23 protein-coding genes are annotated in these 23,729 nt (G+C 50.4%); 11 read left to right on the top strand and 12 right to left on the bottom strand.

Going from position 1 to position 23,729, the window contains the following annotated elements:
• Positions 1-30: 30 nt before the first annotated feature.
• Complete coding sequence (gene clpB / locus Q8M75_RS05980; RefSeq protein ID WP_305487348.1) at positions 31-2,631, bottom strand: ATP-dependent chaperone ClpB; 2,601 nt, start codon at positions 2,629-2,631, stop codon at positions 31-33.
• Between the two features lie 123 nt (positions 2,632-2,754).
• Between clpB and Q8M75_RS05975 the strand changes: the two genes are divergently transcribed.
• On the top strand, positions 2,755-3,003 hold the full coding sequence (locus Q8M75_RS05975; RefSeq protein WP_305487346.1) for a GIY-YIG nuclease family protein: 249 nt from the start codon (positions 2,755-2,757) through the stop codon (positions 3,001-3,003).
• On the opposite strand, the gene moaE is transcribed toward Q8M75_RS05975, so the two are convergent.
• Genes moaE through Q8M75_RS05945 form a run of 6 tightly spaced genes read right to left on the bottom strand, consistent with a single transcriptional unit; the run spans position 2,969 to position 8,977 of the window.
• Positions 2,969-3,436, bottom strand: a complete 468-nt coding sequence (gene moaE / locus Q8M75_RS05970) for a molybdopterin synthase catalytic subunit MoaE (RefSeq protein WP_305487343.1) — start codon at positions 3,434-3,436, stop codon at positions 2,969-2,971. The genes Q8M75_RS05975 and moaE overlap by 35 nt on opposite strands.
• Complete coding sequence (gene moaD, locus Q8M75_RS05965; RefSeq protein ID WP_305487341.1) at positions 3,437-3,694, bottom strand: molybdopterin converting factor subunit 1; 258 nt, start codon at positions 3,692-3,694, stop codon at positions 3,437-3,439.
• An 18-nt stretch (positions 3,695-3,712) separates the two neighbouring features.
• Positions 3,713-4,951: a gephyrin-like molybdotransferase Glp gene (glp, locus tag Q8M75_RS05960; protein WP_305487339.1), complete on the bottom strand. Its 1,239-nt coding sequence runs from the start codon at positions 4,949-4,951 to the stop codon at positions 3,713-3,715.
• 7 nt (positions 4,952-4,958) lie between these two features.
• Entirely contained in the window at positions 4,959-6,401 is a 1,443-nt protein-coding gene (gene thrC, locus Q8M75_RS05955) for a threonine synthase (RefSeq protein ID WP_305487336.1), read from the bottom strand.
• A 6-nt stretch (positions 6,402-6,407) separates the two neighbouring features.
• Positions 6,408-7,718 (bottom strand): homoserine dehydrogenase, encoded by a 1,311-nt coding sequence (locus Q8M75_RS05950; protein WP_305487334.1) that lies wholly within the window; start codon positions 7,716-7,718, stop codon positions 6,408-6,410.
• Positions 7,715-8,977, bottom strand: coding sequence for a pyridoxal phosphate-dependent aminotransferase (locus tag Q8M75_RS05945; protein ID WP_305487332.1), 1,263 nt, complete (start codon positions 8,975-8,977; stop codon positions 7,715-7,717). The genes Q8M75_RS05950 and Q8M75_RS05945 overlap by 4 nt, the downstream gene beginning before the upstream one ends.
• A 103-nt stretch (positions 8,978-9,080) precedes the next feature.
• Here Q8M75_RS05945 and Q8M75_RS05940 point away from each other — a divergent pair, with 103 nt between their 5' ends.
• From Q8M75_RS05940 to Q8M75_RS05895, 10 genes are all read left to right on the top strand, one after another.
• Entirely contained in the window at positions 9,081-9,458 is a 378-nt protein-coding gene (locus Q8M75_RS05940; RefSeq protein WP_305487330.1) for an Mth938-like domain-containing protein, read from the top strand.
• A gap of 2 nt (positions 9,459-9,460) precedes the next feature.
• Positions 9,461-11,161, top strand: a complete 1,701-nt coding sequence (locus Q8M75_RS05935) for a glycosyltransferase family 39 protein (protein WP_305487328.1) — start codon at positions 9,461-9,463, stop codon at positions 11,159-11,161.
• A 25-nt stretch (positions 11,162-11,186) separates the two neighbouring features.
• Positions 11,187-12,365 carry a DegT/DnrJ/EryC1/StrS aminotransferase family protein gene (locus tag Q8M75_RS05930; RefSeq protein WP_305487325.1) on the top strand — a complete coding sequence of 393 codons (1,179 nt, stop codon included), beginning with the start codon at positions 11,187-11,189 and terminating at the stop codon, positions 12,363-12,365.
• Positions 12,366-12,462: 97 nt separating this feature from the next.
• Positions 12,463-13,410 carry a glycosyltransferase gene (locus tag Q8M75_RS05925; protein ID WP_305488210.1) on the top strand — a complete coding sequence of 316 codons (948 nt, stop codon included), beginning with the start codon at positions 12,463-12,465 and terminating at the stop codon, positions 13,408-13,410.
• Positions 13,411-13,413: 3 nt separating this feature from the next.
• Positions 13,414-14,313: a formyltransferase gene (locus tag Q8M75_RS05920; protein ID WP_305487322.1), complete on the top strand. Its 900-nt coding sequence runs from the start codon at positions 13,414-13,416 to the stop codon at positions 14,311-14,313.
• Between the two features lie 39 nt (positions 14,314-14,352).
• Positions 14,353-15,399, top strand: coding sequence for a bifunctional UDP-4-keto-pentose/UDP-xylose synthase (locus Q8M75_RS05915; RefSeq protein ID WP_305487319.1), 1,047 nt, complete (start codon positions 14,353-14,355; stop codon positions 15,397-15,399).
• A gap of 6 nt (positions 15,400-15,405) precedes the next feature.
• Positions 15,406-16,326, top strand: coding sequence for a polysaccharide deacetylase family protein (locus Q8M75_RS05910; RefSeq protein ID WP_305487317.1), 921 nt, complete (start codon positions 15,406-15,408; stop codon positions 16,324-16,326).
• 19 nt (positions 16,327-16,345) lie between these two features.
• The gene (locus Q8M75_RS05905) at positions 16,346-16,810 is read left to right on the top strand and encodes a peroxiredoxin (RefSeq protein ID WP_305487314.1); all 465 of its coding nucleotides are present in this window, start codon (positions 16,346-16,348) and stop codon (positions 16,808-16,810) included.
• A 274-nt stretch (positions 16,811-17,084) separates the two neighbouring features.
• Positions 17,085-18,770, top strand: coding sequence for a PhoH family protein (locus Q8M75_RS05900; RefSeq protein WP_305487312.1), 1,686 nt, complete (start codon positions 17,085-17,087; stop codon positions 18,768-18,770).
• Entirely contained in the window at positions 18,751-19,314 is a 564-nt protein-coding gene (locus Q8M75_RS05895; RefSeq protein WP_371131754.1) for a C40 family peptidase, read from the top strand. The genes Q8M75_RS05900 and Q8M75_RS05895 overlap by 20 nt, the downstream gene beginning before the upstream one ends.
• A gap of 10 nt (positions 19,315-19,324) precedes the next feature.
• Here the strand turns inward: Q8M75_RS05895 and Q8M75_RS05890 are convergent, their stop codons facing one another.
• From Q8M75_RS05890 to priB, 5 genes are all read right to left on the bottom strand, one after another.
• The gene (locus Q8M75_RS05890) at positions 19,325-20,104 is read right to left on the bottom strand and encodes a mechanosensitive ion channel family protein (protein WP_305487311.1); all 780 of its coding nucleotides are present in this window, start codon (positions 20,102-20,104) and stop codon (positions 19,325-19,327) included.
• A 26-nt stretch (positions 20,105-20,130) separates the two neighbouring features.
• Positions 20,131-22,593 (bottom strand): replicative DNA helicase, encoded by a 2,463-nt coding sequence (gene dnaB, locus Q8M75_RS05885; protein ID WP_305488208.1) that lies wholly within the window; start codon positions 22,591-22,593, stop codon positions 20,131-20,133.
• 61 nt (positions 22,594-22,654) lie between these two features.
• A complete protein-coding gene (gene rplI / locus Q8M75_RS05880; RefSeq protein WP_305487308.1) occupies positions 22,655-23,107 on the bottom strand; it encodes a 50S ribosomal protein L9 in 453 nt (150 codons plus the stop codon).
• 13 nt (positions 23,108-23,120) lie between these two features.
• Positions 23,121-23,393 carry a 30S ribosomal protein S18 gene (gene rpsR, locus Q8M75_RS05875; RefSeq protein ID WP_108469414.1) on the bottom strand — a complete coding sequence of 91 codons (273 nt, stop codon included), beginning with the start codon at positions 23,391-23,393 and terminating at the stop codon, positions 23,121-23,123.
• A gap of 14 nt (positions 23,394-23,407) precedes the next feature.
• Positions 23,408-23,701, bottom strand: a complete 294-nt coding sequence (gene priB, locus Q8M75_RS05870; RefSeq protein WP_108470107.1) for a primosomal replication protein N — start codon at positions 23,699-23,701, stop codon at positions 23,408-23,410.
• Positions 23,702-23,729: the final 28 nt, after the last annotated feature.

Below are 23,729 nucleotides of genomic sequence, written 5' to 3'. Positions count from 1 at the left end.
TACTCGTTCCGCAAACCCGCCGGCATAGCTTTAATGTACTAAGCGGGTAAAGCTGAAATCGCCTTCCTTATTAATATCCACTGGCACAACATCGTTGGGGCCAAACTTCCCTTCCAAAATCATCTTGGAAACGGGATTTTCGATGTACTGCTGTATCGCCCGCTTGAGCGGCCTTGCCCCAAATACCGGATCAAAGCCTACTTCGGCAATTTTGTTCAGTGCAGCATCGCTCACTTCCAGCTGCATATCCACCTTAGCCAAACGAGCCGCCAGGTTTTTCAGCAGGATCGATGCAATCGATGCAATATTCGCTTTATCGAGCCCATGGAACACCACAATCTCATCAACGCGGTTTAAAAACTCCGGACGGAAGTGGGTCTTTAGTTCACCAAACACCGCCTCCTTAATCTCTGCTTGATTTTTATCCGTCATCGATTGAATGAGGTGCGAACCAATATTGCTGGTCATCACAATCACCGTATTTTTAAAATCGACTGTACGTCCTTGACCATCAGTCAAGCGGCCATCATCCAGCACTTGCAGCAAAACATTAAACACATCAGGATGGGCTTTTTCGATCTCATCAAACAGAATCACGCTATAGGGCTTGCGGCGCACCTGTTCGGTAAGGTAACCACCCTCTTCGTAACCTACATAGCCTGGCGGCGCGCCGATCAAACGGGCAACGCTGTGCTTTTCCATAAACTCACTCATGTCGATCCGAATTAATCGATCCTCGCTATCAAACAAGAATGCGGCAAGGGCTTTGCATAATTCCGTCTTACCAACACCTGTAGGACCCAGGAACATAAATGAGCCATAGGGCTTGTTTTCTTCAGAGAGTCCGGCACGTGAACGGCGGATCGCATCGGATACTGCCCGAATGGCCTCCTCTTGGCCCACGACACGCTGATGCAAATGGTCTTCCATTTTTAAGAGCTTATCGCGCTCACCTTGCATCATTTTGGATACTGGAATACCCGTTGCACGTGAAACGACTTCTGCAATCTCTTCTGCGCCCACTTGGGTACGGAGTAATTTGTTTTTAGTAACGCCTGCTTTGCTGTCCTTTGCTTCAGCAGCGGCAGCCGATTTGAGTTTTTGCTCCAGCTCGGGCAATTTGCCGTACTGCAACTCTGCCACCTGCTCGAGCTTGCCATCGCGTTGCAACTTGACGATTTCAGCTTTCACTTTTTCGATCTCTTCTTTGAGATGAGCGGCTCCCAAGGCAGCACCCTTCTCCGTCTTCCAAATTTCTTCGAGATCAGCGTACTCGGCGCCTAGGCGCTTGATTTCATCTTCGATTAATTGCAGGCGCTTTTTAGAGGCATCGTCTTTCTCTTTTTTGACGGCCTCACGTTCGATCTTGAGCTGAATCAATCGGCGATCGAGCTTATCCATCACCTCTGGTTTGGAGTCCAGCTCCATCTTGATGCGAGCACCCGCCTCATCAATCAGATCAATCGCCTTATCTGGCAAGAATCGATCCGTAATGTAGCGATGCGATAACTCGGCAGCCGCGACGATCGCTGGGTCGGTAATCTCAATGCCATGGTGGAGCTCATAGCGCTCCTGTAGGCCGCGCAAGATCGCGATGGTTGCCTCGACACTGGGCTCATCGACCATGACTTTCTGAAAGCGGCGCTCCAAAGCAGCATCTTTTTCAATGTACTTGCGGTATTCCTCTAAAGTGGTCGCGCCAATGCAATGCAATTCACCGCGCGCTAAAGCGGGCTTGAGCATATTGCCAGCATCCATCGCGCCTTCGCCCTTGCCGGCACCAACCATGGTGTGGATTTCATCGATAAAGACAATCGTTTGGCCTTCGTCTTTGGCGACATCACTCAAGACTGACTTCAGGCGTTCCTCGAATTCACCGCGGTACTTTGCGCCGGCCAATAACAAGGCCATATCCAATACCAGGACGCGCTTATTCTTGAGGGTCTCTGGTACCTCACCATTAACAATGCGCTGCGCTAAACCTTCGACAATCGCCGTCTTACCGACGCCAGGCTCGCCAATCAATACCGGGTTGTTTTTGCCACGCCGCTGCAAAATCTGGATAGTGCGGCGAATTTCATCATCGCGACCAATTACCGGATCCAGCTTGCCCATGCGGGCACGCTCAGTTAAATCAAGGGTGTACTTTTTCAGGGCCTCTCGCTGACCTTCTGCGTCGGCACTATTGACGGACTCCCCGCCACGCACCAAATCAATCGCTGCCTCGAGCGCTTTACGAGTCAGACCACATTCTCTCGCCAACTTACCAAGCTCACCTTTGTCGTCTGCAACGACGAGTAAAAACAACTCACCTGCAATAAATTGATCGCCCCGCTTATTCGCTTCTTTTTCGGTTAAATTGAGCCAATTGGCCAGATCACGGCCAACTTGAACTTCGCCGCTACCCTGCACTTCTGGTAGCGCAGAAATCATCTTCTCCGCACCTTTTTCGAGGCTCGCTACATTGACTCCAGCACGCGTCAATAAACTGCGTACGCCGCTGTCTTTTTGTTTGAGCATCGCCAGCAATAAATGGGCTGGCTCAATGTACTGGTTGTCTTTACCAACGGCCAAGCTTTGGGCATCGCTCAAGGCCTCTTGAAATTTAGTCGTTAATTTATCGATTCTCATTTTGCGTCCTGTTGAATGGGATTGCGCCAGCCGAACAGCATTAGGCGTTCGATATGGCTTTCTTCATTAGAATATTAGGGCAATATCCCCAATTTCAAGCGTTTCTGAATGGAAAAATCGGATTTGACCTGGCTTGTTTACCTCTTAGAGTGCGCTGACGGCAGCTTATATGCTGGGATTACCAATCGGCTAGAACACCGCCTCAATGCCCACAATACGGGTGTAGGGGCGCGCTATACCCGCTCTAGGCTCCCTGTCACCCTGCTAGCCACCCAGGAACACCCCGACCGATCGGAAGCATCCAAGGCAGAAATGAGACTAAAGCGCCTACCCCGAGCTAAGAAGCGGGCTTTTTTTGATTCCAGCGCGTAGCGGCTGCATCATCAGTAACGCGGGCATCGACCCAACGTCCACCCTCGGGCGTATCTTCTTTCTTCCAAAATGGCGCCGCGGTTTTGAGGTAGTCCATGATGAACTCGCAGGCCAAAAAGGATTCGCCGCGGTGCGCACTGGTAACCGCCACCAAGACAATTTGGTCTGCTGGCATCAGGGGTCCAATGCGGTGAATCACGAGCGCATCCCGAATATCCCAACGCGCTTTTGCTTGACTAACAATATCTTCTAGGGCTTTTTCAGTCATGCCTGGATAGTGCTCCAGGGTCATGGCGTTTACCGTACTGCCCTCGTTCATATCCCGCACTGTACCGACAAATGAGGTAATCGCACCAACCTGTAAATCACCCTGGCGCAGGTTTGCAATCTCAGTCGTGAGATCAAAGTCCGCCTGCTGAATACGAATGGCCATCTAGCCTCCCGTCACCGGCGGAAAGAAAGCCACTTCAGCACCATCCACTAATTCAGTCGATGAATTAACCATCTGGTGATTGAGAGCGCAGCGCAATACTTTGCCCTCACCCAAGACCTCGGACCAAATGCCACCGCGCAATCGCAGATGGGCACGCAAATCATCCATCGTACGAACGGAGATGGGCAATTCAATTACCTCCTGCTCTAATCCGAGGCTTTCCCGTATCGAGGCAAAGTAGCGCAGCTGTAGTTTCATGGGTAAATCGTAATCCGATTATTTGAGAAGTGCATCAAATGGGATGTACTTGACTAAATCACCGACCTTAATTGGCTGGTTTGGCGGGCAATCTACTAGACCATCACCCCAAGAAGCACTCGTGAGTACACCGGAGCTTTGATTGGGGAATAAATCCAAGCCGCCATTGTTATTGAGTTTTACGCGTAAGAACTCATTGCGGCGATCGGCTTTGAACCAATCAAAGTCTGCGCGCATCAAATACGATTGGGTTTGATTTGCTTCACGGCCCTGCAACTTCAGAATAAATGGCCTAACAAATAATAGGAAAGTGACAAAGCTCGAAACGGGGTTACCAGGCAAGCCGATAAACCAAGTTGATGTCCCTGGATTCGATTCTCGGCGCACCGATCCAAATGCCAGGGGCTTGCCAGGTTTAATGGCAATCTGCCATAAATTAAGTTCGCCTTCCGCAGTCACGGCTGGCTTAATGTGGTCTTCTTCACCAACTGATACCCCGCCAGAGGTAATGATCAAATCGTGATCTTTGCTTGCTTGACGCAAAGCGGCGCGCGTCGCATCAAGCCGATCGGGCACGATACCTAAATCCGTCGCATCGCAACCCAAGGCTTTAATGCAGGCGAGTAAAGTATCGCGATTCGAGTTATAGATACCGCCAGGCTTTAATGGCTCCCCTGGAAGCGATAGTTCATCCCCGGTAAAAAATGCGGCAACCCGTACGCGGCGCTTTACGGGCAGGTGCGTTAAACCAGCCGATGCTGCGACCCCCAGTTCTTGCGGACGCAATACACAACCGGCACTTAAAGCCACTTTGCCAGTAGTTAAATCTTCGCCCCGACGACGAATCCACTGGCCAAATGCAGGCGCAATATTGACTTGTACTTGATCAATTGAACCTTCAGGGGAAGAGCAATCCTCTTGCATGACTATGGCGTCCGCACCTGGAGGAACAGGAGCGCCTGTAAAAATACGAGCAGCAGTTCCTGCTTGGAGTTCTGTGCCAACTGAACCCGCCGGAATACGTTGTGCAATTTTTAAGACGCTTCCAGGATTTTGGGTATCCGCAGTGCGGACGGCATAACCATCCATCGATGTATTGTCTAGCGGCGGCACATCAACCAAGCTAACGACATCTTCCGCCAAAACGCGCCCAAGGGCTGCCTGCATGGGGACCAACTCCACTTCGGAGACAGGAACTGCTGGCATGAGCAACTGCTCGCGTGCCTGCGCTGCTGTCAACATCGGTGGCTTTGTCATGACAGACTTAGGAGACGTGCCGGACAATAAATTGTTTCACCACTGTAACGTCCGCCGGAATATATTCAACCCGCTGGGGAAGTGATTTGATGTCTTTAAATGCCGGTGGGCACTCGGCGGGACGCCCCAGGGCCTCTTCAATCGTTTCTTCAAACTTGATCGGCAGAGCAGTCTCTAGCACCAGCATTGGAATATTCTTTTGCAAATACTCGCGCGCTACTTTGACGCCATCTGCAGTATGGGTATCAATCATCACGCCATACTTGCCGTCCACATCCCGAATGGTCTTCAAGCGATCAGAATGGGTGCTTCGGCCCGAGGCAAACCCAAACTGCTGCATCGTCGCATAGGCAGGATCGCTCGATAAATCAAAGCCGCCGGTGTCTTCAACTTGCTTAAAAAGAGCTGCTGTTCGCTTGCCGTCTTGCGAAAGCAAATCAAAAACAAAGCGCTCAAAATTACTGGCTTTGGAAATATCCATCGATGGGCTCGAGGTGTGCAAGGTCTCAGCAGATTTGCGCGCACGATAGACGCCCGTTCGGAAAAACTCATCGAGTACATCATTTTCGTTGGTGGCAACCACTAAACGCTCGATCGGCAAACCCATCATGCGGGCAATGTGCCCCGCACACACATTACCGAAGTTGCCCGAGGGAACGGTGAACGATACTTTTTCAGCACTGGATTGCGTCGCCAGCAAATAGCCCTGAAAGTAATAGACCACCTGCGCAAGAACGCGCCCCCAATTAATCGAGTTAACTGTACCAATCTGATATTTGGCTTTGTATTCCAAATCGTTACTGACGGCCTTGACAATATCTTGGCAGTCGTCAAAGACACCATCTATCGCAAGATTAAAAATATTCGGGTCTTGCAGGGAATACATTTGTGCCGACTGGAAGGCGCTCATCTTCCCCTTGGGGGAAAGCATGAAGACGCGGACACCTGCTTTACCGCGCATGGCATATTCAGCGGCGCTGCCCGTATCGCCGGAGGTGGCGCCCAAGATATTGAGATGCTGGCCCGCACGTTGCAATGCATATTCGAACAAATTACCCAGCAACTGCATAGCCATGTCTTTAAATGCCAAGGTAGGGCCATTGGATAAGCTCAACAGGCCAATGCGCGTACCGCCCTCTTCGCCCAGCCAGTGGAGCGGCGTAATATCACTCGCTTTGTCTTCAGGGCGGCCATTGCTATAAACGGCGGCAGTATAGGTTTTACGCAACAATGCGCGCAAATCGCTCTCTGGAATATCGGGACAATATAAGCTCAAGACTTCAAACGCCAAATCAGCGTAAGAAAGGCCTCGCCACGAATCTAATTGGGCTGGAGCAACCTTCGGGTACTCCATCGGCAGATAAAGACCGCCGTCTGGAGCGAGGCCGCCCAAGAGAATTTCGAGAAAAGATTGCTCTGGGCTATTGCCGCGGGTCGACTGATAACGCATGGTGTTTTAGGATAAATTTTCGAGGCGAATTTTAACGATCTCACCAACGACGGTTTTCAAGTCTTGCATATCAGCAATCGCTGCCAACATATTCTTTTCCTTGGTTTCGTGCGTCAGCATGACCAGGTCGGTTTGACTCTCGCCCTCATTCGCCTCTTTTTGCAAGAGTGCGTCGATCGAAACGCCATGGGATGCCAGTATTTTCGTAATGTCTGCCAAAACCCCAGCTTGATCCGCAACGCGCAGACGTAAGTAGTAACTGGTAGTGATTTCGCCGATAGGCAAAACAACGGTATCGCGCACGGCATCCGGCTGGAATGCCAAATGCGGTACCCGGTTTTCAGGGTCAGCCGTCATTAAACGGGTGACATCCACTAAGTCAGCAATTACGGCGGAAGCAGTTGGCTCTGAGCCGGCACCTTTGCCGTAGTAGAGCGTAGTACCAACCGCATCACCGAACACTTGAACCGCATTCATGGCACCTTCTACATTGGCAATCAAGCGTTTGCTGGGTATCAAGGTCGGATGGACTCGCAGCTCAATTCCGGATTTGGTTTTCTTGGTAATACCAAGCAACTTAATCCGATAGCCCAGTTGCTCCGCATATTTAATATCGGTTGCTGCTAAATTCGTGATGCCTTCGACATAGGCTTTATCAAACTGCATCGGAATACCAAATGCAATTGCGCTCATGATGCTGACTTTATGGGCAGCATCAATGCCTTCAATATCAAACGTCGGATCAGCTTCGGCATAGCCTAGGCGCTGAGCTTCCTTTAATACAGTGGCAAAGTCGGATCCCTTGTCGCGCATCTCCGACAAGATGAAATTGGTCGTGCCATTAATGATGCCGGCAATCCATTCGATTCGATTGGCCGTTAAGCCTTCACGCAAGGCCTTGATGATCGGAATGCCGCCAGCAACTGCAGCTTCAAATGCGACCATCACACCTTTCGCATGGGCTGCTTTGAAGATTTCATTGCCATGCACTGCAATTAAGGCCTTATTGGCTGTCACAACATGCTTGCCTGCGGCAATGGCCTCGAGCACCAACTCTTTCGCAATCCCATAACCGCCAATGAGCTCAACCACGATATCAATCTCGGGGTTTGCAATGACTGCGCGGGCATCGCTAACGATCTGTGCGCGATCGTGCACGAGCTCTTTAGCGCGCTCCACATTGAGATCGGCGACGGTGTGAATGCGAATGCCGCGGCCGGCACGGCGCAGAATCTCATCTTGATTGCGCTCTAGGACCGTGAAAACGCCCCCACCAACAGTTCCAATACCTAGTAATCCAACTTGAATCGGCTTCATGATGCCTTTGTAGCGAGTGATGCAGTGGCAGATGACTTGCCATGCTTTTGACGATAACGCTCCAGAAAACGTGCAAAGCGGCCAATGGCATCTTTAAGCACATCTTCATGGGGTAAGAAAACAACACGGAAATGATCTGGCTTCACCCAATTAAAGCCGGACCCCTGAACCATCAATACCTTTTCTTCGCGCAACAAGTCGGCAATGAATTCTTGATCGTTCTCAATCGGGTACATCTCTGGGTCTAATTTGGGAAATAAATACAGCGCCGATTTTGGCTTCACACAACTCACTCCCGGGATGGCGGTAATCAATTCCCAAGCGAGGTCACGTTGCCGTGCCAGACGCCCGCCTTTGGCAACCAGATCATCAATGCTTTGATAGCCGCCCAGCGCTGTTTGAATGGCGTACTGCCCTGGAACGTTGGCGCACAGACGCATCGAGGACAGCATGTTCAGTCCTTCGATGTAATCCTTGATGCGTGACTTATCCCCTGAAACCACCATCCAGCCAGAGCGGTAGCCGCAGGAGCGGTAATTCTTGGATAGTCCGTTAAAGGTAATGATGACGACATCGGATGACAATGAGGCGAGGGAAACATGCTGCTCCTCGTCGTACAGCATCTTGTCGTAGATTTCATCAGCAAAGAGAATGAGGCCATGCTCGCGCGCAATTTGCGTAAGCTCCGTCAGCACTGCTTTGGAATAAATTGCCCCGGTTGGATTGTTTGGATTAATCATCACAATCGCTTTGGTGCGCGGCGTGATCTTGGAGCGCAAGTCGGCCAAGTCTGGGGCCCACTCTTTCGCTTCGTCACATAAATAATGAATCGGAGTGCCGCCCGACAAACTCACTGCAGCAGTCCACAGGGGGTAGTCTGGTGCGGGAACCAAGACTTCATCACCATTGTTCAGCAATGCATTCATTGCAAGCACGATTAATTCCGAGACGCCGTTGCCGGTGTAGATGTCATCCAAGGTAACACCCTGAATGCCTTTTTCTTGGCAATACTGCATGATTGCTTTGCGGGCCGCGAAAATGCCTTTTGAATCCGAATAAGCAGACGCATTACTTAAATTTCGAATCATGTCGAGCTGAATTTCTTCAGGCGGATCAAAACCAAACACACCGACATTGCCGATGTTTAATTTGATGATTTTGTGACCCTCTTCCTCCATGCGCTGAGCAAGCTCAAGGACGGGTCCACGAATGTCATAACAAACGTGATTTAGCTTTTCAGACTTCAGGATCGGTTTCACGGTGGTTTTTGTAAATACTGATAAATTGGTAAGGGTTAAGTACTTGAAAACTAGGCAAAAAAGCGACTAGTTATAATTTACTCAATTATGACAGAGCGCACACGTGAAACTCCATTCTGATACCCCTCTTGGCATCAATACGATCACCGGCTACGGCAAGGACTACATTGAGGTCAATCGGGTCCCATATCACCATGCGGTATTGGTTGGACCCAGCGGTGCAGTGGGCCAATGGGCAGCCTCCTCCTTTGCAGCCCTTGAACCCAGTCACTTTGCCCAGATAGCTGATCTCAAGCCGGAACTGGTGATTTTTGGTAGTGGATCCGTTCAGCGCTTTCCTCGCCCCGATTTGTTGCGGGCCCTCATAAATGCCAAAATTGGCTTTGAGATTATGGATACCCAGGCAGCCTGCCGAACGTACAACATTTTGGTAGGCGAAGGTCGCCAGGCGATGGCAGCCTTATTACTGGACCCCCAATAACCATGTTTGGACCCATCAATAAAAAGCCCGCCCTATTAACGCCAGTTGGGATTTTGATATTGGGGGTGCTCTATGCCCTCGTGTGGTTTGGCAGTCTCGATTACCGACACCTCATTCCATCCGACGAGGGTCGTTACGCTGAGATTGCCCGTGAAATGCTTGTCAGCGGGGATTGGATCACTCCGCGTTACCACGACTACAAGTATTTTTTCAAACCGCCACTGCAACTCTGGGCCACTGTCATTGCATTTGATTGGTTTGGGGTAGGCGAATGGCAGGCCCGCTTGTGGGGGGCGCTGACCGGCTTTTTAACTATTCTTTTTGTTGGCTACACCAGCACTCGGCTTGACGGTGCAAGGGCCGGCTGGATTGCAGCAGTAGCCTTGGCCGCAAGCCCCATGTGGATTATTAGCGGTCACGTGAACTCGCTCGATATGGCCCTGTCGGCATTTTTAGCATCCGCCTTGTGCGCACTGCTCCTCGCTCAAGACAGCAAAACAACGAACGGTACACGCGGCTGGATGTTGCTTTGCTGGACATTCATGGCACTGGCAACACTATCCAAAGGCTTAATTGGGGCGGCACTGCCTACCCTAGTATTGATTGCGTATTCGCTTAGCGCTTGGGATTGGCGGATTTGGAAGCGCCTCCATATCGTCAGTGGTTTATTGCTGTTTTTCGCGATTACTGCCCCCTGGTTCATTGTGATGTCAATCCGTCACCCCGAATTTTTTGAGTTCTTCTTTATCCACGAGCATTTTGAGCGCTTTACCCAAGACACCCACCGTCGCCCAGGTCCGATTTACTTTTTTGTTCCGCTACTGGTTGCTGGATTTTTGCCGTTTTTGTTTCAATTGCCTGGAGCGGTTATAGAAGCCTGGAAGGCACGGCAAGGGCATTTTTCCTCAGGCTGGATGCTGGTGTGCTGGTTTGTCATCATCTTTGCCTTTTTTAGTGTGTCGCGCTCTAAATTGCCGGGTTATATCATCCCAATTTTTCCAGCACTGGCCATGTTGGTCGGCCGCTATTTGGATCGCCAATTAGGTCAAACTAATGTCCTGCCAATAAGCTGGATCTTGCAAACAGCATGCTTTGCTATCGTCGGCTTTGTTGGCTTCTTCTTTTTATCTTTTGTGGGTGTACAAGCGCAGCCCGATGAGATCACCGCCTATGCGGAATATACGCAATGGATTGCTGTCGCTTTAGTCATCTTGATTTTCTTTAGCGGCGTGGCGGCATGGCAAGCAAGACGCAATGGCATTACGAGCATTGCTAGTCTGGCGATTGGCTTTTATTTGACCAGCATGGTTGCAGGCACTGGCCATGAAACACTGGGCCGCGCAGTGTCGGGGGTTGATTTAGCCAGCCGGGTACGTCATGCGATCCCAGCCGATGCGCCCATCTATTCGGTTCGCATTTTGGATCACACCCTGCCCTTTTATTTAGGCCGAACCATGATCATGGTGGAGTTCCCGGATGAGCTGCAGTTCGGTGTAGATCAAGAGCCCGAGCGCTGGGCGCCCACCTTGAATGATTTTATAGAGCGCTGGAAAGCCCAGTCCAATGCCTATGCACTTATGGTGCCCTCACAATACGCTGAACTTGAACGCTTAGGCTTGCCGATGGAAATCGTTGACCGGGATTCGCGCCGCATCATCGTCAAGCACCCAAGCACTGCAACAAGCCCTGAATCGCCACGCTAGACCAATCGATAGGCAAAGGCCCTCTATGTCAGACACCGCTCCATTACCGTTTATTCCATTTACGCAGCCCAGCTTTGATGAAGCAACCATTGCAGCCGTTGCTGAGGTATTGCGTTCTGGTTGGGTGACATCAGGCCCTAAGTTAGCGGAATTTGAAGCGGCGCTCAGTGCCTATTTTGGCAATCGGCCGGTGCGCTGTTTTGCCAACGGTACTGCCACTATGAAAATTGCCTTGCAGGTAGCAGGCATCGGTCCTGGTGATGAGGTGATTACTACACCGATTTCCTGGGTTGCCACATCTAATGTGATTCTCTCCGTTGGCGCTACGCCCGTATTTGTGGATATTGATCCCCGCACTCGCAATATCGACCTCGATAAAGTAACCGCGGCCATTACTTCCAAAACGCGCGCAATCATGCCCGTCTACTTGGCTGGACTCCCCGTCAATATGGACATACTTTATGCCCTCGCGAAAGAGAATGGATTGCGGGTAATTGAGGATGCAGCCCAAGCCTTTGGCTCGGAATGGAAAGGGCAACGCATTGGCAGCATTGGTGATCTGGTGAGCTTTAGTTTTCAGGCGAATAAAAATCTCTCGACTGTTGAAGGCGGTTGTTTAGTTTTAAATAATGCGGACGAAGCGCGTCTTGCAGAAAAGCTGCGCCTACAAGGCCTCACCCGGTCCGGTATGGATGGCATGGATGTTGATATGCTGGGCGGAAAAGATAACTTGACTGATGTGAATGCAGTGATTGGTTTGCATCAACTCAAACACATTGCGCAATTTCATGAAAAACGCACTCTCCTTGCAGCACACTACTTTACGGTACTGAACTCCGGCTTAAAACAAGCCAATCTATTGGGATTGGAACTGGAGCTGCCGGTCCAATCGGATGGTGAAAGCAGATCAAACTGGCATATGTTTCAGGTCATATTGCCCCTTGAGCAACTCACGGTTGACCGTGCCCATATCATGGCTGATTTAAAAGAACAGGGCATCGGTACCGGCGTTCACTACCCAGCCATTACCGGCTTCAGCCTTTACCAGCAAAAGGGCTACCGGCCCAGCGATACACCGATAGCAGCGCGCATTGGCAAATCCATTCTGACCTTGCCGCTCTTTCCGGGCATGAGCAATCTAGACGTGGAGCGCGTTGTGAATGCTTTACTGGGTCTTTTAGCAAAATACCGCAAAAGCAGCTAGGGTAGCTTGATCTAGCCTAGCTCTATTGGTGGCATGACTTAAATTAGACCCCTGGGTCGACATCAGGCAAAATTGCGGTATGACTGCAAACCCGTTACTGCAAGCACCCCAACTGAGTATTGTCATTCCGGTATACAACGAGGAAGAGGGGCTTCAAGCCCTATTTGATCGCCTGTATCCCGCAATGGATCAATTGCAAGCGAAATTAAATCTTCGCTACGAAATTGTTTTTGTGAACGATGGCAGCAGAGATCGCTCTGCAGGGATGTTGGCTGGCCAATATGACTTACGACCAGATGTCACTCGGGTAGTCTTGTTTCAGAACAACTTTGGTCAGCACATGGCCATCATGGCTGGCTTTGAATACGCCCGTGGCGAATCCATTATTACCCTCGATGCAGACCTGCAAAATCCACCCGAGGAAATCGCCTTACTTGCAGCGGAATTAATCAAAGGCCACGATTATGTGGGCACCATCCGCTCCAATCGACAAGACAGTTGGTTCCGCAAAACAGCATCGCGTGCGATGAATCACTTACGGCAGCGGATCACGCGCATCACCATGACCGATCAAGGCTGCATGCTACGCGGTTACAGTCGCCGTATTGTGAATTTGGTACGTCAGTGCAATGAAAGCAATACCTTCATTCCGGCACTCGCTTACACCTTTGCAGCAAACCCGACAGAAATTGAGGTGAAACACGAGGAGCGTTTTGCTGGTGAATCCAAGTACAGCTTGTACCAACTCATCCGTCTGAACTTTGACTTGGTCACTGGCTTTTCTGTGATGCCGCTGCAACTCTTTTCTATTTTTGGCATGCTGCTCGCACTGGGATCGGGCACTCTCTTCGCCCTTCTCTTAGTACGTCGCTTTGTTCTGGGCTCAGAGGTGGAAGGTGTATTTACCCTATTTGCCTTGACCTTCTTCTTAATTGGCGTAATGCTCTTTGGTCTCGGTCTTTTAGGCGAATACATTGGCCGCATCTATCAGCAAGTGCGTGAACGCCCGCGCTATGTGGTTCAAACTGTTTTAGAACGGCCTTAGTCTTTGAATACAGCCAAGGCACCAATTCGGGCGCTTGTCTTTGCGTACCACAATGTGGGTGTCGGCTGCATCAAGGCTCTTTTGGATGCCGGCATTCAGATTGAGTTAGTGGTAACCCATGCCGATGACCCGCATGAAAATATCTGGTTTGGCAGTGTTGCTGCCCTTTGCCAAGAGCGCGGCATTCCGCATATCCAACCCGAAGCAAGCGAACTCTTTAAGTTACTGCCGCAGTTTCAAAAGATCGCTCCGGATTATATTTTTTCGTTTTATTACCGCTATATGATTGCCTCGGAGATTCTTGCGACTGCCGGTATCGCCGCACTCAATATGCACGGCTCCCTGTTGCCAAAGTATCGCGGTCGCGCGCCTGTGAACTGGGCAGTCCTGCATGGAGAAATAGAAACAGGGGCAAGCTTGCATGTCATGGAAGCCAAACCCGATGCCGGCGATATTGTTGGTCAAGTGGCAGTGCCCATCGGCCCCGATGAAGATGCGACTGCTGTATTTGCCAAGGTGAGTAATGCTGCAATTGAGGTGATGCGTGCCGCCCTACCAGAGCTTTTGCAAGGCCGCGTTCCAAGAACCTCCAATGTACTCGCCAACGGTAGCTATTTTGGTGGTCGCAAACCCGAGGATGGCCGCATCCAATGGTCTCAGGATGCACTACAGGTGCATAACCTGATCCGCGCTGTAGCCCCGCCCTACCCCGGCGCATTTACCGACTGGCAAGGCGCGCAGATGGTTATAGCCAAGTCCAAGCTCAACCCCCTACTACCCAGCTCCATTGATCTTGGCCGGCCCGGCATCCAGGTAGTTGATAATCGAGTATTCGGCATTTGCGGGAATCGCCAAGCGATTGAAATCATGGCATGGCAACCAGCAAGTGCAAACGCAAATTAAGTTGGCATGCATTTAAAACACGGGTAACTGGGTCGCATTATGAAAAAAGTTCTGATTTTGGGTGTGAATGGATTTATTGGTCACCACCTCTCGAAACGCATTTTAGAAACCACCGACTGGCATGTCTATGGCATGGATATGCAAAATGATCGCTTGGGCGATTTAGTCTCGCATCCCCGCATGCATTTCTTTGAGGGTGACATCACAATTAATCGGGAGTGGGTTGAGTACCACATTCGTAAATGTGATGTGATCCTACCGCTCGTAGCCATTGCGACACCAGCTACCTATGTACAGCAACCCTTGCGTGTATTTGAGCTCGACTTCGAAGCCAATCTACCCATCGTAAGGTCGGCGGTTAAATATAAAAAGCACTTAGTCTTTCCATCAACCTCGGAAGTCTATGGCATGTGTGAAGACGCTGAGTTTGATCCAGCCCACTCCAATATGGTCTATGGCCCAATCAACAAACCCCGCTGGATTTATGCCTGCTCCAAGCAGTTAATGGATCGCGTCATTTGGGGTTACGGCATGGAAGGCCTGCGCTTTACCTTATTTAGGCCATTCAACTGGATTGGCCCAGGTCTAGATAGTATCTATACACCCAAAGAAGGCTCTTCCCGCGTGGTAACCCAGTTCTTGGGCCACATTGTGCGCGGCGAACCCATTAACTTAGTCGATGGCGGCGAGCAAAAACGCGCCTTCACCTACATCGATGATGGCATTGACGCACTCATGCGCATCATTGCCAACGAAGGCGATATCGCCAACGGCAAAATCTATAACATCGGTAACCCTGCCAATAATCATTCTGTGCGCGATCTCGCCAATCAAATGCTGGCAATTGCCCGTAAGATTCCCGAATACGCCAAGACTGCAGATCAGGTCAAGATTGTCGAAACCACCTCGGGCGCCTACTATGGCGTAGGTTATCAAGACGTGCAAAACCGCGTGCCCGCGATCGATAACACCATGAGCGAGCTGGGCTGGAAGCCGTCCACCACCATGGGCGACGCCTTAAAGAATATTTTTGAAGCCTATCGCCATGATGTCGAAAAAGCCCGTCACTTAATGGACCAAGAGTAAAAAGGCATGGCCAAAATTGCCCTCAAGGTCGATGTCGATACCCTGCGAGGAACCCGTGAAGGAACGCCCAATTTAGGTCGTACTTTTGATCGCCTTGGTATTAAGGCTACCTTTTTGTTTAGCATGGGCCCAGACCATACCGGCTGGGCTTTAAAGCGAGTCTTTCGGCCTGGCTTTTTGAAAAAAGTGAGTAGGACGTCCGTGGTGGAGCATTACGGCATCAAAACCTTACTCTATGGGGTATTGCTGCCTGGTCCGGACATTGGACGTGAAGCAGCAAAGGAAATGCAAGCAATTGATCGCGCCGGACATGAGACAGGCATTCATACTTGGGATCACGTTGACTGGCAAGATGGCGTACGCTATCGCGATGCGGCCTGGACCAAGGCCCAAATGCAAAAAAGTATTGATCGCTTCGTTGATGTCTTTGGGCATAGCCCCTTAACCTATGGCGCCGCCGGCTGGCAAATGAATGAGGCTGCTTTAGAGCAGCTCGATGCCTGGGGTATTCAGTACTCTTCCGACGGTAGGGCTCTGCCGAATCTAGTTCCCTACCGCATTGCGTTTGGCCATGGCAAAAGCAAGCATGTGCAATACCCCACTACCTTACCCACCTTCGATGAGTTAATCGGCGTGGACGGCATGGATGCGCTGGGTGCGGTCCGCCACATTCTGTCTCTGACGCAAAGCAATCCTAATGACCAAGTTTTTACCCTGCATGCCGAGCTAGAGGGGCAAAAACTCCTGCCTGCCTTTGAATGCCTGCTGGCTGGCTGGCTTGATCAAGGCCATGACCTAGTAACGATGGGGGAACTACACCAATCTTGGGCGGCTACTAAACAACTCGATAAAATAGCAGTATTGCCGCTGACCTGGGGTGAGATACCCAATCGCAGCGGCGAGCTGATGATTCAGCCTGCGAACTGATTTAAAAAAAGGAAAACCCATGTCAATTGCTATCGGCCAACCCATTCCACCGTGCGAAGTGCCGGCAACGTCCCAGCTGACTTTTTCACCATTGGCTGCCAAAGGAAAAAAGTTAGTACTGTACTTTTATCCCAAGGACATGACTCCTGGCTGCACTGCTGAGTCTGGTGAGTTTCGTGACCGCATCGAGGCATTTACTAAGGCCAATACTTTGGTGATTGGCGTCTCGCGTGACACCCTCAAATCCCATGATAATTTCCGGCAAAAATTAGAGCTGCCGTTTGAGCTCGTTGCCGATACGGAAGAAGTACTCTGCCAACTATTCGGCGTCATGAAAATGAAGAACATGTATGGCAAACAGGTTCGTGGCGTTGAGCGCAGCACTTTCTTGTTCGACATCAACGGCAAACTGGCCAAAGAATGGCGCGGCATTAAGGTAACGGGTCACGTGGATGAGGTCTTGAAGGCAGCCCAAGCTTTGTAATCAATATGCCTTAATTCTATCTAGGGAATTGCCCTCATAAAAAGCCCCAATCTGGGGCTTTTTTTCGTTAAAGGCACTTGCTTTGATCCAAATTTACGGTAAAGTGAAACATATGCAGCGTTGGCGACGAGACAGATTCTCGATCCGTGTCCTACCCCTGCTTGACCTGTTGACGGCAAGCGTGGTGTGCGCCCCTCTCCACTTTTATCGTAATTGTTGCACTGACCTTAGCCACCGCATTGCCTCGGGTGGTTTTTTATTTAGGAGAGTCTGAATGCCTTTGCCCCCAAGCCCAACCCAAATTGCTGATCAAGTGAAATTGAACCGCAAGGATGCGCCGGACTTAAAGAAACGGCCTACGCCTATGAAGGTGGTTGAGGTAGATAGCCTAATTAATGAAATTACTGCTGTCCCGAGCGAAACTGCCGAGTGGGCTGAAGAGGCGCCGGCAGACTTATCTGCAGCTGAAGTAGCACTCGAGCGCATCAAGGCGGATCACCGAGCCAGACAAGGCGATAAAAAGGCATTACTGGAGCCCAAGGCAAAACGCATTACCCGCACCGGCCCACCCTCACTCTTTGTGCTTGATACCAATGTATTAATGCACGATCCAGCATCCCTTTTCCGCTTTGCAGAGCATGATCTGTATTTGCCGATGACAACTCTGGAGGAGCTCGATAACCATAAAAAAGGCATGAGTGAGGTCGCGCGCAATGCCCGTACTGTGAGCCGCTCATTAGATCAATTGATTGCTGGGACCAGTGGAACCTTAGATGATGGCATCCCTTTAAATAAGCTGGGCCACCAGGATGTTTCTGGAAAATTGTATTTTCAGACCCACCTCACTACCGCCACCCTACCCGAAGGACTGCCCGAGGGCAAGGGAGACAACCTCATCTTGGCGGTTGTCAGTGAGCTGCAACAAAAGCATGCGGATAAAGAAGTGGTGTTGGTATCAAAAGATATCAACATGCGCATCAAGGCCAGAGCATTAGGCCTGCCTGCCGAAGATTACTTCAACGACCAGGTACTAGAAGACCGCGATTTGATGTACTCCGGGGTCATGACATTGCCTGCTGATTTTTGGCCCAAGCACGGTAAATCCATGGAGAGCTGGGCCGACAGTAAAAGCGGCACGATGTTCTATCGGGTATCCGGTCCGCTTGTGCCCAGCATGCTAGTGAACCAATTTGTTTATCAAGAAAATCCCGATGGCTCCACTCCTTTTTATGCGCAAGTACGCGAAGTGAATGGAAAGTCTGCGCTCTTGCAAACCCTCCGTGATTTTTCCCATCAAAAAAATAATGTCTGGAGCGTCACTGCCCGCAATCGTGAGCAAAACTTTGCCATGAATCTGCTGATGAACCCAGAGGTTGATTTTGTGACCTTATTGGGTCAAGCAGGTACCGGAAAAACCCTCTTGGCATTGGCGGCAGGTCTTGAGCAGGTGCTCGATAGCAAGCGTTATAACGAAATTATTATTACCCGCGCTACCGTACCAGTAGGTGAGGATATTGGCTTTTTACCTGGCACTGAAGAAGAGAAAATGCAGCCGTGGATGGGTGCGTTTGATGACAACCTAGAGGTACTCCAGCGCAATGAAGATGGCGCCGGCGAATGGGGTCGCGCCGCTACTCAGGAGTTAATTCGGTCGCGCATTAAAGTGAAGAGTATGAACTTCATGCGTGGCAGAACCTTTGTCAGTAAGTTTGTAATTATTGATGAAGCGCAGAACTTAACCCCCAAACAAATGAAAACCTTGGTGACGCGTGCGGGCCCTGGAACCAAAATTATCTGCCTAGGTAATATTGCGCAGATTGACACCCCCTACCTGACAGAGGGCTCGTCTGGCCTTACCTACGTAGTCGATCGCTTCAAAGGCTGGCGCCATGGTGGGCATATCACCTTGGCGCGCGGTGAGCGTTCGCGTTTAGCAGACCATGCTGCAGAGGCCCTCTAGCATTGACCAACATGGGGGCGCTGATCTTTCATCAAGACGCGCCTGTGTTGGCGGCCTTGCGCTGCTACTGTCTGGCCTAATCCTCACCGGATGCAGTACGCCTGCACGCAAACCAACACCTCCAGGCAAGATTGCGAAATTCAAGGAAGATACCAGCGTTGGTACAGAAGGAATTTCCATCGCCGCTATGGGTCTAGTGGGAGTGCCCTATCGTTTTGGCGGCAACACTCCAGCAGGCGGTTTTGATTGCAGCGGCCTCATTGTCTATGTCTACAACAACGCTGCGGGCCTTAAGCTACCACGCACAGTTCAGGAAATGAGTCGTGCCGGCCAAAGTATTCAGGGTACCGCTCCAGCTCCCGGTGATTTGGTGTTTTTCAATACAACTGGAGAACGCTACTCCCATGCCGGAATCTATGTAGGGCACGGTCGGTTCGTGCACGCCCCAAGCAAAGGGGGCACGGTACGCTTAGACCAAATGACAAGCCCGTATTGGGCGGCACGTTATACCGAAGCGCGCCGAATTGCCAACACTAAACCCTGATTAACAGAGCTCAGGCCGTGTTCGAAATAAGCAAGGTATTGAGAACAGCATTGGTATCAAAATACACTTGCCAGTAATGGTCATTGTGGCAATATGGACGAACCGCTAAGACCGGCCCGGCTGGAGTCACCTCCAAGATGCTGACTTCTACTGCGGGAGTAGTCAAGACATTGGGGAGCGCAGCAATACGCTGCTTTAATAAAGTAATAGCAGCATCATGGCTTGCTGTATTCGGAAGTTGGCACTTTAAATCTACTCTACGATACGTTGTATTGCTGAAGTTTTGAATGGTTTCGCCCAATATCTTGCTATTACCCACGATCGTTGACACGTTATCTGGCGTAATAATGGTCGATGAAAAGAGACCAATTTCTTTGATGGTGCCATTTACGCCACCAGCAATAACAAAATCACCTACCTTAAACGGGCGCAGCACAATCAAGAAAACGCCAGCCGCAAAATTAGATAAAAGCCCCGCCCAAGCGGCACCAATCGCAATACCTGCAGTGGCAAATAAAGCCGCAAAGGTCGTGGTCTGGATGCCGAAGTAACCCAAAATACCAACGACCAATAAGATATTTAAGGTCACGCTGACGATCGAGCCAACATAGCGTACAACCGTTGGATCAATCTGTTGGCGCTCAAGACCGCCGCGAACCATACGCAGGACAATGCCGATTAACCAGCGCCCAATGACCCAGAGCGCAATGGCGCCCAGTATTTTGATGCCTACATCCGTCGCTGTATCAATAATGAGATCTTGGACTTTGGCTAAATCAAATGTGGACATAATCTTCTAAGTACTAAAAGGCTGGATTAAAACGGCTCGTAACCACCTGAAGAAAAGCCAGGCGCACCCATCGCCAAGTTATCAAACTTCGTATAGGGGCCTTGCCAGCTTAGCCGAATGGTACCAATTGGGCCGTTACGTTGCTTACCGATAATGATCTCAGCAATGCCTTTGTCAGTCGTGGCGTCGGCGTGATAAACCTCATCCCGATAGATAAACATAATTAAATCGGCATCTTGCTCGATCGCGCCGGATTCGCGTAGGTCAGACATAATGGGACGCTTATTGGGACGCTGCTCCAGGCCGCGGTTTAACTGCGACAGTGCAACTACGGGGCACTGCAGTTCTTTGGCAAGCGACTTTAGTGAGCGCGAGATCTCCGAGATTTCGGTAGCGCGGTTTTCAGAACTGGATCCACCGCTACCACTCATGAGTTGCAGGTAATCGATCACCACTAAACCCAGTGTGCCACCAAAATTACGGGCAATGCGCCGTGCTCGTGCACGTAACTCTAGACTGGATAGTGATCCCGTCTCATCAATCAAAATTTGGGTATTGCTGAGGCGTGCAATCGCATCCGTTACGCGTGGCCACTCATCGTCATTGAGTTTGCCGGTACGCATTCTGGACTGATCAACGCGCCCAACGGAACCCAGTAAACGCGATGCCAATTGTGAGCCCGACATCTCCATCGAGAACACGACGACTGGTAGACCTTCAGCTAGCGCAACGTTCTCGGCGATGTTCAGTGCGAAGGCCGTATTGTGTGTCACGACGTACTCATTGGTGACATAGGTGCGCGAGGGATGGCTTACCGATATGCATTGCGCTTGTGCAATTCGGGATGGCTTAATCGATTGAAAGGTCAGCCTGCGTTGCCGATCCCAACTACTTCTCAGTCGCGCTTTTTTCTCAGGCAGTGTAAAAGCTTCAAAGCCCGACGCAAAACTCATGTTCAACACGTATGCCAAGCGGCCCTGCTTTTTTTCACCCTTATAGGTGTAGTTGCTTTGTTTAGTTGCAATCGAACAAAACCCACCTAAGGATCGAGCCAAAGCAGTGACGTCATCAGCCAATTGCTTACTTACAGTACAGAACCGAATGGAGCCCCACTTCTCGATCCAGCCATCGGTATCCATCAGACCCTGAAATAAAGCAAGGCGCGCCGACTTATTGGCCTCCAAATACAAGGCGGGAATACTCTTATCAAAACTTCGAGAGCACAAAACACCAAGGTCATCAAGGGCCGACCTAAAGTAATTAGTCTTGACGGCAACTCGTTCGCCATTGACTGCAATTCGCTCTTTTGAAACGAGGCGCCAATCGTAGGCATGCGCATGAACTAGCTCCATCTCGTAACCTGCAAGCGCATTGATACGCTCAACTAGCTCAGGGGATTTCGTCGAGAACATCACGCTGCTATGAGACAAGGCTAAAGTACCATCACCCAAAAGCGCGCCTAGCACCCAAGGATGTATCGGCAACTCTTCCGAGTGGCCAAAGTCACCCGACACTGGCTCAATCCATAGGCGATTGCGATAACGCACGCAAGCAAGCATTTCAATTAAACGTGCCGTGCTAATGACGCGAGGCTCTGCCCAATCGCGGTACATCACGCGCCAAAGATGTTCGTCACAACATTCCGCTTGACGACCATCTGAAAACGTCACTTGATAAATTTGTTTTTGACCTTGTGGATATACGCCAGTAACAAATGAACTCAACCCATCAATCGATGCGAGTTTGTCACCAAAGCGCAGCTCACCCATGGACTTCCAGCCATCCGGGGTCTTAATTTTGGCGTCTAAAGGCTGGGCCTTACCCATCGAGGGTCTTCCCGCCACAATGACTAAGTCACCCTTTTGCAGGCCGCTGGTTTGCTTATCAAGGTCAATAAAGCCGGTTGCAATACCAGTGATGTCGCTACCGCCTTGGCGGTTATAGAGTTCATCAATGCGTGCAACCACCTCGCGCAGTAAGGGTTCGATTTCGAGGTAATCGGCTTTGCGATTACCCTCTTCACCGATTTGCAAAATACGGGATTCCGCTTCATCGAGGAGCGTTCGCACAGAACGACCCTCAGGCACAAAAGCAGAGTTAACAATGTTGTCTGAAACTTCAATTAAGCGACGCAGAATACTGCGGTCGCGCACGATCTCGGCATAACCTTTGATATTGGCAGCACTAGGCGTACTTTGTGCCAATGAGTTCAGGTAATCAATCCCAACTAAATCACCGCCCTGCTCGGATTTAATGGCTTCATGAACGGTAATGACATCGGCTGGGTGGTTATCACCAACCAGGCGCTGAATCACTTTGTAAATTAAGGCGTGCTCAGGACGATAAAAGTCTTTGTCCGACAACGCTGCGCCCAGGCGATCCCAGGCGGTGTTATCGAGTAGCAATCCACCAAGTAGGGATTGCTCGGCCTCTACTGAATGGGGAGGTACCTTGAGGGCCTGCACAGCTGCATCCCCAGATCCCGCCATGCCAGGATTTAGCGTAACGGAACGGGGACGTTGATCAGCCATGAGGCGACTCGATTAAAACTTAGGCCTGCTCACCAACAACACGAATGTTGATATCGACTACGACATCGGTGTGCACTGCGACTGCAACGGGATGATCGCCGACCATTTTCAATGGGCCAGTTGGCATGCGTACAGAGGCTTTCTCAACCACAAAGCCTTTGGCTTTCATGGCATCGGCGATGTCGTGGTTGGTTACAGAACCAAACAAACGACCATCAACACCGGCCTTTTGACCGATTTCCAATACCAAGCCAGCCAGCTTTTGACCAATTGCTTGTGCAGCAGCTAATTTTTCAGCGGCCACTTTCTCGAGCTCGGCACGGCGCGTGGCAAAGTCAGCAATCGCTGCTTCAGTCGCACGACGGGCTTTGCGTTGTGGGATTAAGAAATTGCGAGCGTAACCGTCTTTGACGCGAACCACATCACCAAGGTTGCCCAGATTGATAACTTTTTCTAAAAGGATAATTTGCATTGAGGGCTCCTAATTATTTCTTGTGTTGATCGGAGAAAGGCAATAAAGCCAAATAGCGCGCACGCTTAATTGCGGTATCCAGCTGACGCTGAAATTTCGCTTTCGTACCAGTCAAACGCGCTGGCGTGATCTTGGCATTCTCGCCAATAAAGTCTTTTAATGTATCAACGTCTTTGTAGTCAATCTGCTCAACTCCGCCAACGGTGAAACGGCAATAGCGCTTGCGCTTAAACAATGGGTTTTGCGCGGGCTTCTTTTTGAAATCGGGTTTCTTTCCAAACGCCATGATGATTTCCTCTTTTAACTTTGTAATTGAATGTGGTTTATATGAAAGACCAAGCGCTGATTGCGTATCGTTTTGGGAGCCATGAATCCGGTAAATACTGCCTGGGCTCCTAAGTCCATTTGCGCTAGGACCTGATGTACAGGGCCAATTGCAATGGCTTCAACGCTCATTTGGATTTTCCTCGGCCGCTCTACTTCCATCACTTCGCCAACATAATCAAGCTGGCAATAAACAACGGGCAAACCGGCTGGGGTAAATCGAATTGCGTCTTTGGATACCAAGGCAGCAGTTAGGGTGAATTGATTCAACGCCGTTCCGCCACTGGTTTACGCTCTA

This window comes from Polynucleobacter sp. (assembly GCF_030693775.1).
In the GTDB taxonomy this organism is placed as follows: Bacteria; Pseudomonadota; Gammaproteobacteria; order Burkholderiales; family Burkholderiaceae; genus Polynucleobacter.
This window is presented reverse-complemented; position numbering and strand designations above follow the sequence as displayed.